The sequence below is a fragment of the Bdellovibrio sp. MYbb2 genome, assembly GCF_056175685.1.
The window spans coordinates 740056-755938 of the sequence record NZ_JBJKJI010000002.1; the positions used below are offsets into that span (position 1 = coordinate 740056).

The window sequence follows — 15883 nt, forward strand, 5'->3', positions numbered from 1 at the left end:
CATGAAACGATTCGAACATCAATGGCAAGACTATAAGTGGGTCGATTGTGAAGCTCCTTCGCAGGAGGATCTGCGTCAGCTGGCCGAGGAATTTCCCATTCCCCTGCAGGCCTTGACAACGTGTCTTGATCCCGAACATTTGCCGATGTGCACGTTCTTTGAAAAAGTATGCTTTTTCATTCTGCGCCACCATGATGCGCAGGCAAAACCCAAAGCCGGCACCATGCAGGAACTGACCACCAAGGTCATCTTCTTTGTCGGTCAGGACTTTTTGCTGACAATTCACCGCGCACCGCTGGAATGCATTTCCATCAAAAAAGACAAAGTCGCTTTTGAACAGATTCCGCTGTATACCCTGGTGAAATCCCTGTGTGTGCAGACGGTGAAAAGTTTTGATGCGCCCCTGGATGTGCTGGATTCCAAAACCGATGTGATTGAAGAGCGCGTGTTTGCACTTAAACGCCGCACGATCCTGCGTGAAGGTTATCACATCAAACGAAAAGCCGCGTCTTATCGCAAGATTTTCAAATTCACCGCAGATGTCTTTAACAAAATTCATCATCACGAAAACATTCCCCTGAAAGACGTGCAGCAGGTGCGTGAACCTTTGGATAAAGTGGCCTTTTATGCCGATGATATCTATGAAGAAATCACTGGTCTTTTGAATCTGCATCTGTCCTTGATGTCACAAAAAACCAATGAAGCGTCTTTCCGCACCAATGAAGTGATGCGGGTTTTGACCGTGCTTTCCTTGTTCTTCTTGCCTTTGAATTTCATCGCCGGAGTTTACGGGATGAACTTTGAAAATATGCCCGAACTGAAAGAGCCGAACGGCTACTACGCCACCTTAACGTTTATGGTGATGGTCGTTGTCGGCATCACCTGGTGGATCTATAAAAAAGGCTGGCTGAAAAAAGAAGAACTGTAAAAGCAGGCCCCCCGGGCCTGCTTCGAATGACAACTAGGTCCGAGCTCGTGCCTGAACGAAGGAATAAAAGAACACGGCATTCGGATCACTTGCAACCCGGGCCATTTCTTCCTTCACCCCGTCAACCACTTCCTGGGAAATGCATTTAGCTTCCACCAGCTGATCGCTGGCGCTTAGTAACAGCTCACTCCAGTATTCAATGCAGTCTTTGCGCGCTTGCGGATAACGATTGTCCAGGAACCAGGTTTTGATTTCGGTGTGAATGTCATGATATCCCAGCTGCATAAAGAAATTCCCAAGCTTCGCCCCGACAAACGGATCACCCTTTTGCTTCAGCTGATATTCATTGAACGCCATCCAGTACTTCCAGACATTCGGTGAATACGGATCCAGGAAGAACGAAGCGTTCATCACTTCAGTGGCATAGACCACAGAGCCCGGACGAAGCACCCGGCGCACTTCTGACAATACCCGGATCGGATCCGGCACATGTTCCAGGATCCAGCACAAGAAAGCGCCGTCGAAAGAATTCGAGGAAAAATCCATCGCCGTGGCGTCCATTTCCTTCAGATCAAAGCGCTGCTCGGCAAAGGGCAGATGACTTAAACGGTGTTTAGCGGCAGAAAGCTGTTTCGTGCTGCGATCAATGCCCGTCAGCTTCAAGTCTGGAAAACGCCGCAAAATAATTTCACTTTGCGCGCCAACCCCGCAGCCGACTTCCAGCAGATCTTTCACGTTGGATAGATTGATATTTTGATAAACCGTGTGTTCACCGAAGCGCGCCTGTTTGCGCAAACGATCTTGTTCTTCTTTGGTGAACCCATGCAAATAAGGAAAATCAGCCATCGAAAGCCCCCTTAAAGGTGGAAACTCTATTTAATAGCTGCCCCCCCATTTGCTCAAGCCCTCTCACTCTGCGCTAGCACAAAGCAAAAGTTGCCACGCAACAAACTTAAGAACCCTAATCTTAGTTCACTAACGCAAACTGAGGCCCTGCCTAGGTGCGGGGCTACACACAGGCAGAAATGCAGCGACCTCCGTGGGCGCCACGACGGCGCGCACCCGCGCGAAAGCGCGGGCCACGGCAGAGCCCGGATGGCGTGTCGCGAAATTACTGACTGAGGGTAGCCCCACACCTAGGCAGGGCCGATTAGAATCCGTCCCAACGCGCATTCAGACGTGGGAATTCAATCCAGTCTTCGTTGGAAGGAAACCCATCTGGGCGAGGCTCGGTGCCGCCCTTGAAACTTAGGAAGGCCGTCAAAGCACATATAAAGGCTTCGAAGGCGTGATTGTTTTCAATCATCAGTTTTACGTCCTGATCATAGACGAACGCGACATTATGAGCGCTTAAGGCGTGCAGGATTTCGCGCCGACTTTCATCCCCTCCGATGGCGTGCTTATGAAAGCGCAGATGACTTTTCATCACATTCAAGGACCGCCCCAGTCGCCATACAGAAAGCTTCGGAAAGACCTCGATGCATTTGGCTTTCAACCCGCGCTTCAAGTACATCGCCCGCGCCAACAAGGGTGCGGTGTTCGCCCCCATCGCGTGCTGAAGAATGAAAGGTTCTTCCAGTTCGGAAGACACATACATCTCCACACAGCGCTGAGTATACGGAGTGAAAAGCTTGCGCGGTTTTTTCTTCTTGTGCAATTTGCGGGTGTAATCCCACATCCATTTAACGTGGGGCTTTTTACAATCCTCGATACTGGTGCAGCAATCATCCGATTGCAGACACACCGGCAAATTGAATGGCACATCAAACGCAATCAGATCAATTTCGTTGTGATACTGACGGATGACTTCCTGAATTTTGAAATCAGCGGAATGAACTTCGTCGCTCTTGATTTTTTCCACCAAGCGCGACAGAAAGATTTTTTTATGTTTGGGATAGTATTCCAGAACGGCCAGACAGGCCTTGTCGGTTTTACCGCCCCCCAGGGACAGACCGATGAAACGATGAACATCTCCGGCATGCGTCGCCGAAGCCGCAGTTTTTTTAACTGCGGTCTTCTTCGTCGTCTTTTTCTTTACAGGGGATCGACGGGTTTTGCGTCCATCACCTGGAAGCCGGCTTTTTGGCATGCGTTGGCTACTCCCTCACGTTTATCCGGAGGACACCAAACCAGCACACAGCCACCGCCCCCAGCTCCACAAATTTTAACAGCCTCTGCCCCATTCTGCAAAGAGACTTCCGCAAGCTTGTAGATCTCAGGACTTGAAAATTCCGGGGCCAAGCGGACACGGGCTTCAAATTCGCGTTTAAACAACCCTCCCAGGTCTTTCCAGTTGCCGGCGCGGATGGCATGCTCGGTCTCAATAGCAATACCTTTGAGATCACGCAGGGCCTGTAATGTTCGCGCATCCTTGATAACGGAATCCTTCATCACCTCAAAGTTGTTAAGACCGGAATGATGGGCCTTACCGGTATAGACCAGCATGAACTTTTCAGCCAGCGGCGTGTGTGACACTGGCAGAACCTTTTGTTCGATGCCGTCATAGCTATAGTGCAGGACATTGATCCCACCGGAAGCCGCCGGATAATAATCCTGGGTCCCTGTTGGAGTGTTCAAAATCTCAGCCTCGATATTGTGGGCTACATGAACCATGTTGTGCACATCTTTGAATGGCTTTCCACAGAACTGCGCAAAAGCTTTCATAAGGCTGATTGTCAGACTGGAGCTTCCGCCCAATCCCCCGCCCACCGGGCTTTGCGAAGACGTCTTTAAAGTGAAACCTTTTTGCGGCATCCAGTAACGCAGCTGGGTTTGCAGCAGAATCATCTGAGGATCCGCATCCGCCAAGGCCTCTTGCAGGTTGCTGTAGGCCTTGCGCAATTTCAAATCTGCGGATTCCAGTACAATGGTGGAATCATCATGCGGAGTCAGTTCCGCAACAGTGTAGATATCAATAGCCACATTGACGGTGGAAGCTCCATTGATAAACAAATAAAGGGGCCACAAATCCAATGTGCCCCCAGCCAAATCCACACGTGTCGGAGATTTAACTACAATCTTCTGCATTACTTTTCTTTCTGCTCGGCCATCATGGCCTGCGATTCTTCTGCTTCACTTTTTTTAGGTTGCTTCTGCTCGGACACTTCACGCAAGTCAGCCAAAGTGACTTTGATAAAACGATCCAGGGCACCCGGCTCCATCTTCATGGATTGAGCAGGTTCTGAAACTTTGGCAAAAATACCCAAATCCTGAGCCTGCCCCACTTCAGCCTTCCATTTTTTGTCGGCGATCTTCAAATCCATCACAAACAAATTCTTAAGAGCTGGCAACTTGCCTTCCACGATTGCAGAGGCTTTTGCATCCGCCATGGCCGTCAGGAATTCACGCACCTTGTTCTGATCCAGTTTCAGATCCTTCTGGGCTGGGGCCACCCACTGGCCTTCCACGCGGCGGATCTCCAAAGATCCCATCTGGTTTTTCAGACGAATTTCATCCACACTGGCAATTTTATGGCGCAGGAAACGGCGTTCGCGGAAATCCATAACACCTTTGCTGACACGACTTTGCCAGATCGAGTTCACGACCAGAACCTTGTTTTCACCATCACGGCGGGCAAACACGTTGTCTTCAAAATTGCGCTTTTCAGAAATCTCAAAAACGTTTTGAGCACCGGCTGTCGTCTTGAAAGTCACTTTGCCCGCGGGTTTATCCAACCCATAGACCGCCCAGTTGATGCTGTCACCTTCAGCGGCTGTTTCAATGACACGCTCTGGGAATGCACCTTTGACAAAGTCATCCACTGCGGTGTTGTCGGCCAGATCCTTCAAGGGCTCTTCCATATTCCAGCCATCCACGGTGCGTTTCAGGGTGATCTTCTGATCCCCTTTTTCGACCTGAACCCAGTCCACTTGTTCAAAGTTCACGGTCATCAGGCGCGCGTCCATGGAACGCTTTTCTTCCATCTTTTTTTCGTGGAAGAAGTCGTAAACCGCATAACCACCAAAAACCAGCAGACAGATGACAAGAATTGAACGCCCTTTAAGTTTCATTACGCATTTCTCCTTCTAAGCCACAGACCGATGCTGGTGCCCAACAAAAGAATAGGAAGTGGGATGATGAAAGCAAACAAGAAAAGACCAAACTTGGTTTCTGTCATGATCATTTGTGTCGCCAAAGGCTCTTTCGGCGTGATGCTGATCAGGTTTTCCTCTTTGGCCAGGGCGGCAATGGAATTCAGCACTAGATCACGGTTCAGGTTCTGATACAGCATTTGGTTCGTCAGGAAATCCACATCCCCGGCGATGATCGCGGCAAAGTCCTTGGCATTTTCATCACCAGCCCATTTACCGCTGACTTCATCCACTAGCGCGTAAGTGTTCTCAGGCCCTTCGCCGCGGATCTGCATGGACGGAAACGCCATCGCGTTCGGAGCGGTGGAAACCAGCTCATCCACGACCACGCCTTTGACGATGTCCACTTTTTTCAAAGACTGCGGATAACGGAACAAAGTCACTTCTGAACGGCCGAAAGGTTTTGTGATCTTGTTGTTCATCGAGAAGATCACACCCATGGTCGGCCCCTGATTGATGCCTTTACCCATGACGGTTTCAACCTGATTCAGGATGTAGTTGTTTTCAAACTGCACACCCATCTTGGCAACCAGCTTTTCAAGACCCGCCGTATTCTGGGACTCTATCGCTAGGAACAGACTGCCGCCGTTTTTCAGGTAACCTTCCAAAGCCTCAATCTCAAAAGCCTGGAAGCCCTGAACCGGGCCCGCCACCACGATCACATCCGCATCGTCAGGAATCTTGGCATTTTGGATCAGGGAAAGTTCTTTTACGGTGTAACGGTTGTTTTCAAGCAACGACTTCAAAGAACCCAGTCCCAGACCTTCTTTGTTTTCGCTCAGGGCTTTTTCACCGTGCCCTACGGTGAAGTAAACTGTCTTGTTCTTTTCACGCGTCACTTTCACCAAAGCACTAGTGAAATCCTGCTCGTCGATTTTTTCGATACGGTTGCGGCGGCCTTTGTAATCCAGGAACACCACCCCACTGCCCTTGTCGATGCCGTACTCTTGCGCCAGATCCGGACGTTCATTCACTTCCACGAAATCCAGCTGCACTTTGCTGCTGTGATCCTGGTACTTTTTGATCAGCTCGCGGAACAGACGACGGTTTTCTTCGTTGCCTTCCACGCCTTTTTTATAGAAGAAATAAACTTTCAGATCTGAATCCAGATTTTTCACCAGCTGGATAGACTGTTCAGACAAAGTGTTCACTCGTGCGGAAGAAAAATCCCAGGTCTTGGTATGACGGGCGCCGATATAGTTCACCGCCCCCAGCACTGCCAGCAACAAAAGGATCAGCATCCCCATGCTCATGCCTTCTTTGGTCGTCTTCATGGTGAAGAACTCTTTAAAGAATGCACGGTCCTTGATAAGCCCGACCAGAACAAACACCACCGCCAGGCCCAAAGCCAGCCAGCAGAACGGAACCCAGTCACCCAAAAGGTAACGAGTGATGGACATGGCGACCAAAGAAAACCCAGCGAACAGGAAAGAAATTTTGCTCAATTTACTCATGACTTATCTCCAACGTGAGGATTCAACAACACGCTCTGCCAGGAAACAGAACAGGACAATAATACTGAAGAAAAACACCAGCGCATTCGAGCGCACAGTGCCTTCCACCAGACTGGAAAGATGACTGCTCAGGGAAACATGCTCAAAGACCTTGCGAGCCGCTTCGCTGTCCATCACTTCCGTGCCGATACCGACAAACCAGATGGACACGTTGAAAATCACCGACGCCACATAGGCCACGATGCTGTTTTCAGTCAGTGAAGACGCAAACAGATTCATCGCTGCATACACCGCTCCCACCAGGAAGATCCCCAGGAAGGCCACAATCAGCGGGCCCCAGTTCACGGTCGCCAAAGTGGAGGTCGCCACCGGGTACAACAATGCCAGCATCACCAGACCACCCACGGCACCCAAGGCCGCCAGGTACTTACCCATCACGATCTGCAGGGATGTCACTGGTGAAGTCAGAAGCAGATCAAATGTGCGCAGCTTCTTTTCTTCCGCAAACAGTTTCATCGTCAAAGCCGGAACCACAAAAATCAAAAGCAGATTCAGGTACGACAGCTGACGCAGGAAAACCCCGTAATGAATGTTCAACTGGTTCTGGGGAACCCCTTGTTGCATCACGTAGTTCATCAAAAGCTGCGAAAACAAATTCAATTGAATTGGATACACCCAGCTGAACACCAGGCTCATCAGGAAGCAGATCACCCAGAACGTCGAGTTAAAATAAAAGCCTTTAAGTTCTTTCTTAAAGATCACCATTGTTGGATTCATGCTTCACCTCCACGATCCTGCTGACCATATGTGAGTTTCAGGAAGACATCTTCCAGATCACGTTTGGCCGGGCTCAGTTCCAGCAAACCGTAACCGCCGGTCACCAGTTGGGACGATACGTTTTCAACGGCCTCTTCGCCGCCCTTAAGATCAATGTTCCATTCCTTGCGGGAAGCACCCAATTGAACGCCGGTTACGGCACCGACGCAGGAAAGAACCTTCTTCATGTCTTCCACGTCCTTGCGCAGGCGCACGTGCAGGCGCACCTGGCCTTTATCCAAGGCCGCCAGGTTTTGAATGCTGTCTTCCGCCACGATCTTGCCTTTATTGATGATGATCACTTTTTCGCAAGTCGCTTCCACTTCCGGCAGGATGTGGGTCGAAAGGATGATGGTGTGCTGGCCTTTCAGGGCTTTGATCAATTCACGGATCTCGGCCACTTGTTTGGGATCCAGACCCACGGTCGGTTCATCCAGAATCAGAACTTCCGGATCAGACACAATCGCCTGCGCAATGCCCACGCGCTGCTTGAAGCCCTTGGACAGATGATGGATCAGACGTTTTTGCACATCGCCCAGATTGGTTTTTTCAATGGCGTTGTTGACACACGTTTCGATCTTTTCTTTAGGCACTTGCTTCAGGGCCGCCACATAGCGCAGATAATCGCGCACGAACATGTCAGCATAGACCGGCGGAATCTCGGGCAGATAACCGATGCGTTTTTTGACTTCCAAAGGATTTTCAAAAACATCAAATCCCGCGACAGAGGCATTGCCATGACTTGGAGCCATGAAGCCTGTGATGATTTTCATTGTCGTGGATTTACCAGCTCCGTTGGGACCCAAAAAGCCCACAACATCACCCTTGGAAATGGAGAAGTTCAGTTTGTCGATGGCCCGTCGGGGACCATAATCTTTGGTGAGATCTTTGACTTCAATCACGATGCAATCTCCTCTGTAATCTAGAGGAAAATGTTAGACCGAAAACACCCCAAAAGGTACCTGCTTACTTTTTCCGAAGCGTCGCGGCGTAAGAGTTTAATTCAGGGTCAGATGGAACGATTTTTCCGAATGATAGGTGACGCGTCCCAATTTATCGCCCTTGATCGGACGAACGAAGCGGCATTCGACGATCACCACCGCCACTTTTTGACCGACCATCAGGGATTTGGACGACAGGGATTCGCGGGCCACCCAGGCGGCAACCTCCTGCACTTCGGCTGGAGTGATTTCCTGATCGCGCTGGCGATGGATGATAGCATGCGCCCCCGGATAGTCCTTCAGATGCAGCCAGTAATCCCACGCTTTGGCCTGACGAAGCAGTGCCAGATTGTCTGCACCCGACTTCCCGCAATAGGCCAAAGCACCTGAATCCAGATGCAGTTTGCGTCCCCGGGCATCGGCTTTTTTCATCAGATCCACCAAAGCGGGCTTGCTTTGTTTTTCTGAATAGCGCGTGGCCTCGAGCTTCTGGATTTCAATCACAAGCTCATCCAAACGTTCGCGAGCACCTTCTTTTTTCCCGACCATTTGTTTGGCCTTGGAAAAACAGTGCTCGATGTTCCAGCTTAAAGACTGCTTGCGATCCACACAAGATTGCAGATCCTCGGGCACATCCAGTGTCCCGTGGGTTTTCAAATACTGACCGGCTTCGTACCACAAAAGCTCGCGATCACTTTCGATCTGCTTTTGGATTTCACTTAAAGCTTTGCGCTTTTTTTCCAGATCCTTTTGTTTCTGCTTTTCCCATTGGGCAACGGGATCCAGATTCGTTGGCTTTTTGCCACCGGATTGTTCTGCCAGCCATTCTTCGTGGATGGCGGTCAGATCACGGGGCTCGGGCGGATTTTCCACGACCGGTGCCTGTGACAAATCCAACGGGCGATCCCAGGCCACTTGTTTGCCGTGCGCTTTAACGATCAGATTGCACTGTTTCGGGATCAGGCGAATTTCAAGTTCGCAGTCCATCGTGGCGTTCTTCAGTTGCAGGCTGACCACGCGGCCGAAAGCCTCTTGCACGGCCAGGGAAGTCACATACAAATTGCGCCCATGCGAATTCAGGAAAAGACTGACCGGCTTGGTTTTCGGGCCTTTTTTAAACGGACACTGATCCTCGAAAAGCAGCAGCATCGGCGTGTTTGGCACAAGGTCCAGTATCATCCAATACATGGTCCCGCGCAGGTGAAAACCCAAAGCCAGACCTCGGTCATTGGCAAGCACGTCCTGCAACTGGGCGCCGTCCAAAATTGGAGCAAAGTAAGAGACAAAATGCTGGAGTTCTTGCTGAGTCAGGGCCTTCATTGGTCCAAGTCTCTCATCCTTTGGACCAAATTTCTATGGGTGATGCTCAGGTTCGAAGAAGGAAAACCGATATTTGAAGGGTATGAACACAGATATGCTGCTAAAAATCGTAGAAACACAGCTTCAAGAAACCCAAAACATGCGCGAAAAGACGCCGGACTTTATCCGCAAGGTCGTGCATCTGTACACGCTGCAATTGATGAAAACCGGCACCATTCCACTGGAATTCATGGAAGACGTGCTGACAGACATTGAAGCGGAGGCGATTGAAATCTATCGCAAGAAAACCTACGGCTTTTTGACTTTGGAAGAATACCGCAAGCATAAATTCCGTCAAAAAGACGACAACTAGTCATCCACAAAGCGAACTGAAAAGTTCGCTTTTTTTTATTCTTCGACCTTTTCGATCACGGCAAAATACAAAGGGCCAAAACCGCACTGATCCGGCATGTAAGCCACGCCCATTTCGGTTCGTTCCCCGCCCACACCCAATGGTGCTTCCAGTAATTTCACCGCTGATTTCTTCTTTTTCAAAAGTTTGCGAACCACGTCGTCATTTTCCGCCGGACTGATAGAGCATGTGGAATAAACGATGCGCCCCCCGGCCTTCACTGCCAGGAAGGCTGCCGCCAACAATGAATACTGCCTTGCCGCCAGATGCTCGGTGCGACGCGGGCTCCATTCATCCTGGGCTGCCTGATTTTCAAGAATATGGCGTTCACCAGAACAAGGGGCATCCAGCAGAACCCGGTCAAAGCTGCCCGGTTCTTTCAAACCAAACTGCACGCCGTCTTTACCGGTCACCCACACGCGGTTACGCACTTCGCGCGGCACATACTGCTGAATCACCTTTTTCAAACGTTCGCGACGTTCCGGCGAAAGATCATTGCAGAAGATCTCGCCCTCGTCCCCGAAAGACTCGATCATCACCAGGCTTTTCCCACCCGGAGCTGCACACATATCCAAAAGGCGATCACCCGGCTGCACATCCAAAGCCCTCGCCACCATAACGCTGGCTGGATCCATGATATAGATATCCAGCAGCTCATCAGAATTGCGCTCGGGCTGGCTGCCGTGAGCCGGCGTCAACCAATGACAACCAGGAAGCTCGGGCTTTTCAGGGAACTGAGACCAGGATTTGGTGCTTTTATCGGAAGGACTCCATGCGTTCACCCGGGCGACTTGTTGCTCGCGGGTTTGCAGGGCGGCGAAGAGGCCTGCCCAGCGGGAGCCATAGACTTTTTCAAAATGACGATAAAAGGGATGATCGGTGTTCATCCCCCGAATTTTACTTTCGGATCGGGAAAGAGCAAATAAATTCAGATCCCTGGTCGACAATACTTTTCACCGCGACCGTGCCACCGTGACTTTGCATAATATGCTTCACAATAGCCAGCCCCAGCCCCGTGCCCCCGGCATCGCGGGTGCGCCCCTTGTCGATGCGATAGAAGCGTTCAAACAGACGATCCAAGTGTTGCTCAGGAATACCCTGCCCGTCGTCGATCACACGCAGAATAATGTATTCTTTGATGTCGCGTTCCCAACGGATCTGGATGGTTTTACCCGCCGGGATGTATTTCACGGCATTGGACACCAGATTGCGCAGAACTTGCTCCACTTTACGGGCGTCTGCCAAAAACGGTGGCACATCGCCATTCACACGGATAGTGATGTTTTTTTCCGCCGCCATCACGGCCAGCTCAGAAACCACATGCTCGGAAATGGCCAAGGGATGAATCATCTCAAGCTTCAGCTCGGAGTTTGAAGCCTCCAGAGTGTTGATGCTAAGCATGTCATTCACCAGATCCATCAGACGGTCAATATTACGAGACACGATGTCCAGGAACTTGCCAGCTTGCTGGATCTGACCGGTTTTCACGTCCTCTTTCAGGGTGTCAACATAGCCCTTGATGGATGTCAGTGGTGTGCGCAGCTCGTGAGACGCGTTGCCAACAAATTCCATACGGATCTGTTCGGCACGTTTCATCTCGGTGATGTCATGGAAGATCCCCACAACGCCGTAAATCTCTTGCGTCTTTTCATTGCGGATCGGATTCACCGACACTGCAAAGAAACGAGGTTGATTGTCGATCAGGGTCGGAAGCTTCACGGTAAAACGCTGAACCTTGCCAATCTTGATGGTTTTGCCAAAGCCTTCCAAAACATCGGAAGAACGAATCGCGTCCTTCAAACGAAGAATCTGACCATTCAGCAGGTCTGAAGACAGGAATTGCGCAGCAAATTGAGAGTTAAAATAAAGAATCTTTTCATCAAGGCTGACCGACACCAGGCCCTCGGCCACGGCGCTCATGAAAGCTTGGGATTCTTCCTGCGACTGCAGATAGCGGGCCTTGCGGTTTTTCATCTTGCGATGAATGCGATCCAACGCCAGTTCCAGTTCAGAAATATCAGCGGTTTCATCATCCGCCAAATCGTCCTCTTGTTCTTTCACCAGACTGCCGAAGGTGCGTTTGCTGGAAATGCGCAAAGCTTTCAGAATCACACGGTGAATGGGTTTCGCAAAACGATAGGAAGTGATGGCCGAAACCAGAATACTGAAAACAAAGAAATTCAGCAGGGCTTCGTTATAGACAAACGGACGAACCCCGTGGCGAACATCGATCATAGAAATAATGGCCAGATAAAGACCATTGAAGGCCACTACCTGCCAAGAGAAGTAGCGCCAGTAAACTCGCCATGGGAATCGGATAAATCGCTTCATGCGATGTCTACTTTAACCCGATATCCAACGCCACGGATAGTCTCAATACGGTCTCCCCACTCCCCTAACTTCTTGCGTAATCCAAAGACGTGGGTGTCGATAGTGCGGCCAACCACGTTAATACCCTCGCCCTGAATGTTTTCAATCAGTTGTTCGCGGGTCAAAACGCAGCCATGGTTCTGCACCAGGGCCCCCAGCAGCTTGAACTCGGATGGAGTCAAATGCAGAGGTTCGCCGTTATAGGAAATCTCGTAAGACTTGAAATTGATTTTCAAACCCATCAGGGAAACTTCACCGTCGTCAGCCGCTGCCGGAGCCGCCGTCTGCACCTGGGACCGGCGCAAAAGCGCCTTGATACGGGCAATAAAGACTGAAGGATTGAAAGGTTTGGTCATGTAGTCGTCGGCCCCTTTTTCAAGGCCGGCAACGATGTCCTGAGGTTCTGTTTTCGCGGTGACCATCAGAACTGAGGCACCGGTGTTCTTGGCTTTGATCTTTTCGACGATATCAACGCCGCTTAAACCCGGCAGCATCCAATCAAGGACGAACAAAGTATAGTTCTGGCGATTCAATTCGTTCAGGGCTTCTTCGGCGGAAGCACATTCGGTCACTCGGTACCCTTGACGAAGCAGGTGCAGAGCCATCAGCTCCCGGATTTCCTGCTCATCTTCCACCACTAGCACATGAACTGAATTGTCAGCCAAACTTTCCTCCGTGTCGAACATCCTTGCCGGTTACAGCAAAGATCACGTCCTCTGCGATGTTGGTCGCATGGTCACCCAGGCGCTCCAAGTTTCTCGCAATTAAAATCAAATCCATGCCCGCTTCAACGTCATCCGAGTGGGCTTTCATGTGCGCCATCGCGTCCTGAAAAACCTTGCCTTTCAGAGCGTCGATTTCGTCATCCATCAACAGGATCTTTTTGGCCTGTTCAACGTCACCACGGACGAAGCTGTCCAAAGAGCCCTTCACCATGCGGCCGGCGATTTCAGACATTTTCTGAATGTCGTTCAGCTGCTGCTGGATGGGTTTGCGCCCCAGATAATCCTTTCCGGAGTAGGAGATATTCACGGTCTGATCGCCCATACGCTCCAGATCGTTGTTGATCTTAAGAACGGAGATGATCAAACGCAGGTCTTTGGCCACCGGGCCCTGCTTTGCCAGTACGTGCATGCAGGCGTTGTCCACGCGGATGTGGTCTTCATTGATCAGTTTTTCGATGTCATGAACACCGTTGAACATATCCACATCACGGGACAGCAAAGCCGCGGTTACCTGAGCCAGAGATTTTTCAACATGGCCACCCATCAGAAGAATCATTTTTTTCAGGTCTTCCAGTTGAATATCTATCGCTCTTTCCATGGTATCCACCTTTAGCGCTTGGCTTGATTTATAATGATTTAAGAAATAAAGACACCGATTAACACGGCATCTCTAGTGATTCTAACAGAAACTTAACACACTCTAGAACAGGACTTGAGCGGCCAATTCCAGCTTGGAACGCTCGCGAACCCCGGGGGCGAATTCTTCACCGTATTTGGTGTGATCAACCGCCAAGGCCGCCTTAATATCATCCGTCACTTGATAGCCCAAAGCAAGAATCGCGGTCTGCAAATCCTTGCCGTCCTCACCAACGACAGGGTTCAGATAATCATAACGCACCAAAATCTCTGCCTGGGGCCCTGTATGCACCACGGCGTAAAGACTGGCACCCTCGCCCCGGACGGACTGACCGCTGAGCGCCGTCACGTCCACCCCTTCCGCCATCCCATAATCGCGAAGGGCATCGGCCGGATCCTTGGTACCAAGGTATTCCAAAGCCACCATCCACTCGTCCTCTTTTTCATAGGCCAACAGACCCTGGATGCGCTCTTTCAGACCGACGTCGGCGCCATAAAGATCGTAACTTCCACGGACATAGCTCAAGCTCAAGGACCAAGGGGACCATTTAAAGAAACGGACAAAAACGGTGGCTTCCTTGTGCGGGCCTTCCTCTTTTTCCTGGGCCCCTTCCCCGTTGGTCAGATTCAAAGCCCACTCGCCATAATCATGTGGCAGCTGGGACATGAAGGACACTCCCAGATCGGAATAAGAAAGGTACTTCCACTTTTCCGTCATGGACCAGGCAGTCTGACCCAGGAAGCGGTACTGATAGTTCTCGTATTGAGCCTCTTGCCAGGTTTGCGGGATCAAGCCGGCGCGCAAAGCATGCATACCTTCAAAGATACTGACCAGATCCAAGTAGGCCTCGCGAACACCGACATCAAAACGGTTCGGACTGATGTCCTTTTGTTCAGAACCTTCCATCGTCACGACCAAAAGATTGTCCTCTTTCAAGGGGATATGAACACCCAAAAACAGGGACGGAACCTGAAAGGCCGAATTTCCGCGCTCGCCCGTTGGCAGATTCCAGACAGAGGCTGTAGCGTCCAACTCGCCGGTCAGTTCGATCTCAGAAAGAGCCAAAACCTGCGTGGACGCAAAAAGTGAAAATAAAGAGCCAAGAACGATTTTTTTCATGTCTCTCATGCTGCCATCTTTATATACTGTTGCCAAAGGAAAGGGAGCTTTACGTGTCACGTCGTATATCCGCCATCGATATCGGGTCCAATGCCATTCGCATGATGATTGCTGACGTTCAAGAGCAAGCTCCGCACCTGCATATCGTGAAAAAGTATCGCGCCGCTGTTCGACTGGGGCACGATGTTTTCACGCAAGGGCTGATCACGCCGGCTTCATTGGAAATCGCCAAAGCCACCTTTCAGCGCTATGCCCTGACCAATCGAGATTTGGGTGTGACAAAGTGCCGGGCCGTGGCCACCTCGGCCAGTCGTGAAGCCAAAAATCAGAAAGAATTCGTGGATCTGATTTATAAAACCTCGGGCATCAAAATCGAGGTCATTGATGGCACTGAAGAAGGCCGCCTGATTCACCTGGCCGTGCGCAAAGAGCTGGATCTGGACAACAAAAAAACGATGCTGATTGATATCGGCGGAGGCAGCATCGAGGTCACCTTTTCACAAGGGCCGAAGATGCTGGCAACCAAGTCGTTCCCGATGGGCACGGTGCGTGTGCTGGAAAATCTGGCCAAAAGAAATCTGAATGAAAATCACCTGAATATCATCATGGGAGAATTCATCGGCGCCCTGGGTGAGCATATCTATAAGAACTGTGATCACGACCCGGTGGATTTCGCCATCGGCACCGGCGGCAATCTGGAATGCCTGGGCCAACTCAAAGGCGAACTGCTGAAAAAATCCCCACAGTCCTTCCTGACTCTGGCTGAACTTACCGAAATCATCGACCGCCTGCGCACCCTGAAGGTCAAAGACCGTATTGAAAAGTTGCACCTTCGCCCCGACCGCGCCGACGTCATTGTCCCGGCAGCCATGCTGGTCCAAACCATCATGCGCCAAGCCGAAGCTGAAAAGATCCTGATCCCCAACGTCGGCCTGCGCGACGGCCTGATCTGGTCCATGCTTTAGCACTTTCTTCCGCTTCCGCCCCCGCCCCCGCCCTCCCTCCTTTCCGACCCTCGCCCCACTCGGTCCTCCATCACCTCCCACAGCCATTTGGGGACCCTCGCCCGCTTTGCAGCTAAGGCGCTCCAT

General features: G+C 50.9%; 16 protein-coding genes. 3 read left to right on the forward strand and 13 right to left on the reverse strand.

Features of this window, described 5'->3' with window-relative positions; genetic code table 11:
* Position 1: 1 nt before the first annotated feature.
* Complete coding sequence (locus AC04MQ_RS13410; RefSeq protein WP_015090144.1) at positions 2–928, forward strand: magnesium transporter CorA family protein; 927 nt, start codon at positions 2–4, stop codon at positions 926–928.
* 33 nt (positions 929–961) lie between these two features.
* On the opposite strand, the gene AC04MQ_RS13415 is transcribed toward AC04MQ_RS13410, so the two are convergent.
* The 8 genes from AC04MQ_RS13415 to AC04MQ_RS13450 form a co-directional block, all read right to left on the reverse strand.
* Entirely contained in the window at positions 962–1774 is an 813-nt protein-coding gene (locus AC04MQ_RS13415; protein WP_015090143.1) for a class I SAM-dependent methyltransferase, read from the reverse strand.
* Positions 1775–2078: 304 nt separating this feature from the next.
* Positions 2079–3017, reverse strand: a complete 939-nt coding sequence (locus tag AC04MQ_RS13420) for a DUF429 domain-containing protein (protein ID WP_041577046.1) — start codon at positions 3015–3017, stop codon at positions 2079–2081.
* Complete coding sequence (locus AC04MQ_RS13425; RefSeq protein WP_015090141.1) at positions 2963–3955, reverse strand: GHMP family kinase ATP-binding protein; 993 nt, start codon at positions 3953–3955, stop codon at positions 2963–2965. The genes AC04MQ_RS13420 and AC04MQ_RS13425 overlap by 55 nt, the downstream gene beginning before the upstream one ends.
* Complete coding sequence (locus AC04MQ_RS13430) at positions 3955–4938, reverse strand: DUF4340 domain-containing protein (protein ID WP_015090140.1); 984 nt, start codon at positions 4936–4938, stop codon at positions 3955–3957. The genes AC04MQ_RS13425 and AC04MQ_RS13430 overlap by 1 nt, the downstream gene beginning before the upstream one ends.
* Entirely contained in the window at positions 4938–6473 is a 1536-nt protein-coding gene (locus tag AC04MQ_RS13435; protein ID WP_015090139.1) for a GldG family protein, read from the reverse strand. The genes AC04MQ_RS13430 and AC04MQ_RS13435 overlap by 1 nt, the downstream gene beginning before the upstream one ends.
* 3 nt (positions 6474–6476) lie before the next feature.
* Positions 6477–7250 (reverse strand): ABC transporter permease, encoded by a 774-nt coding sequence (locus AC04MQ_RS13440; protein WP_041577044.1) that lies wholly within the window; start codon positions 7248–7250, stop codon positions 6477–6479.
* Complete coding sequence (locus AC04MQ_RS13445) at positions 7247–8191, reverse strand: ABC transporter ATP-binding protein (RefSeq protein ID WP_015090137.1); 945 nt, start codon at positions 8189–8191, stop codon at positions 7247–7249. The genes AC04MQ_RS13440 and AC04MQ_RS13445 overlap by 4 nt, the downstream gene beginning before the upstream one ends.
* A gap of 96 nt (positions 8192–8287) precedes the next feature.
* A complete protein-coding gene (locus AC04MQ_RS13450) occupies positions 8288–9550 on the reverse strand; it encodes a DUF814 domain-containing protein (protein WP_475392312.1) in 1263 nt (420 codons plus the stop codon).
* A gap of 82 nt (positions 9551–9632) precedes the next feature.
* On the opposite strand from AC04MQ_RS13450, the gene AC04MQ_RS13455 reads away from it, so the two are divergent.
* The gene (locus AC04MQ_RS13455) at positions 9633–9902 is read left to right on the forward strand and encodes a DNA-dependent DNA polymerase (protein ID WP_235046266.1); all 270 of its coding nucleotides are present in this window, start codon (positions 9633–9635) and stop codon (positions 9900–9902) included.
* Positions 9903–9937: 35 nt separating this feature from the next.
* Here AC04MQ_RS13455 and AC04MQ_RS13460 read toward each other — a convergent pair whose 3' ends face one another.
* The 5 genes from AC04MQ_RS13460 to AC04MQ_RS13480 all read right to left on the reverse strand — a co-directional run bounded on the left by AC04MQ_RS13460 (position 9938) and on the right by AC04MQ_RS13480 (position 14792).
* Positions 9938–10828, reverse strand: coding sequence for an RsmB/NOP family class I SAM-dependent RNA methyltransferase (locus AC04MQ_RS13460; RefSeq protein ID WP_015090134.1), 891 nt, complete (start codon positions 10826–10828; stop codon positions 9938–9940).
* 10 nt (positions 10829–10838) lie between these two features.
* The gene (locus tag AC04MQ_RS13465; protein ID WP_051026267.1) at positions 10839–12272 is read right to left on the reverse strand and encodes a sensor histidine kinase; all 1434 of its coding nucleotides are present in this window, start codon (positions 12270–12272) and stop codon (positions 10839–10841) included.
* Entirely contained in the window at positions 12269–12976 is a 708-nt protein-coding gene (locus tag AC04MQ_RS13470) for a response regulator transcription factor (protein WP_475392313.1), read from the reverse strand. The genes AC04MQ_RS13465 and AC04MQ_RS13470 overlap by 4 nt, the downstream gene beginning before the upstream one ends.
* Positions 12969–13634 carry a phosphate signaling complex protein PhoU gene (gene phoU / locus AC04MQ_RS13475; protein WP_015090131.1) on the reverse strand — a complete coding sequence of 222 codons (666 nt, stop codon included), beginning with the start codon at positions 13632–13634 and terminating at the stop codon, positions 12969–12971. Before phoU ends, AC04MQ_RS13470 begins: the two co-directional genes overlap by 8 nt.
* A 102-nt stretch (positions 13635–13736) precedes the next feature.
* Positions 13737–14792, reverse strand: coding sequence for a hypothetical protein (locus tag AC04MQ_RS13480; RefSeq protein ID WP_475392314.1), 1056 nt, complete (start codon positions 14790–14792; stop codon positions 13737–13739).
* Between the two features lie 53 nt (positions 14793–14845).
* Between AC04MQ_RS13480 and AC04MQ_RS13485 the strand changes: the two genes are divergently transcribed.
* Positions 14846–15757 (forward strand): Ppx/GppA phosphatase family protein, encoded by a 912-nt coding sequence (locus AC04MQ_RS13485; protein ID WP_015090129.1) that lies wholly within the window; start codon positions 14846–14848, stop codon positions 15755–15757.
* The last annotated feature ends 126 nt before the right edge of the window (positions 15758–15883 follow it).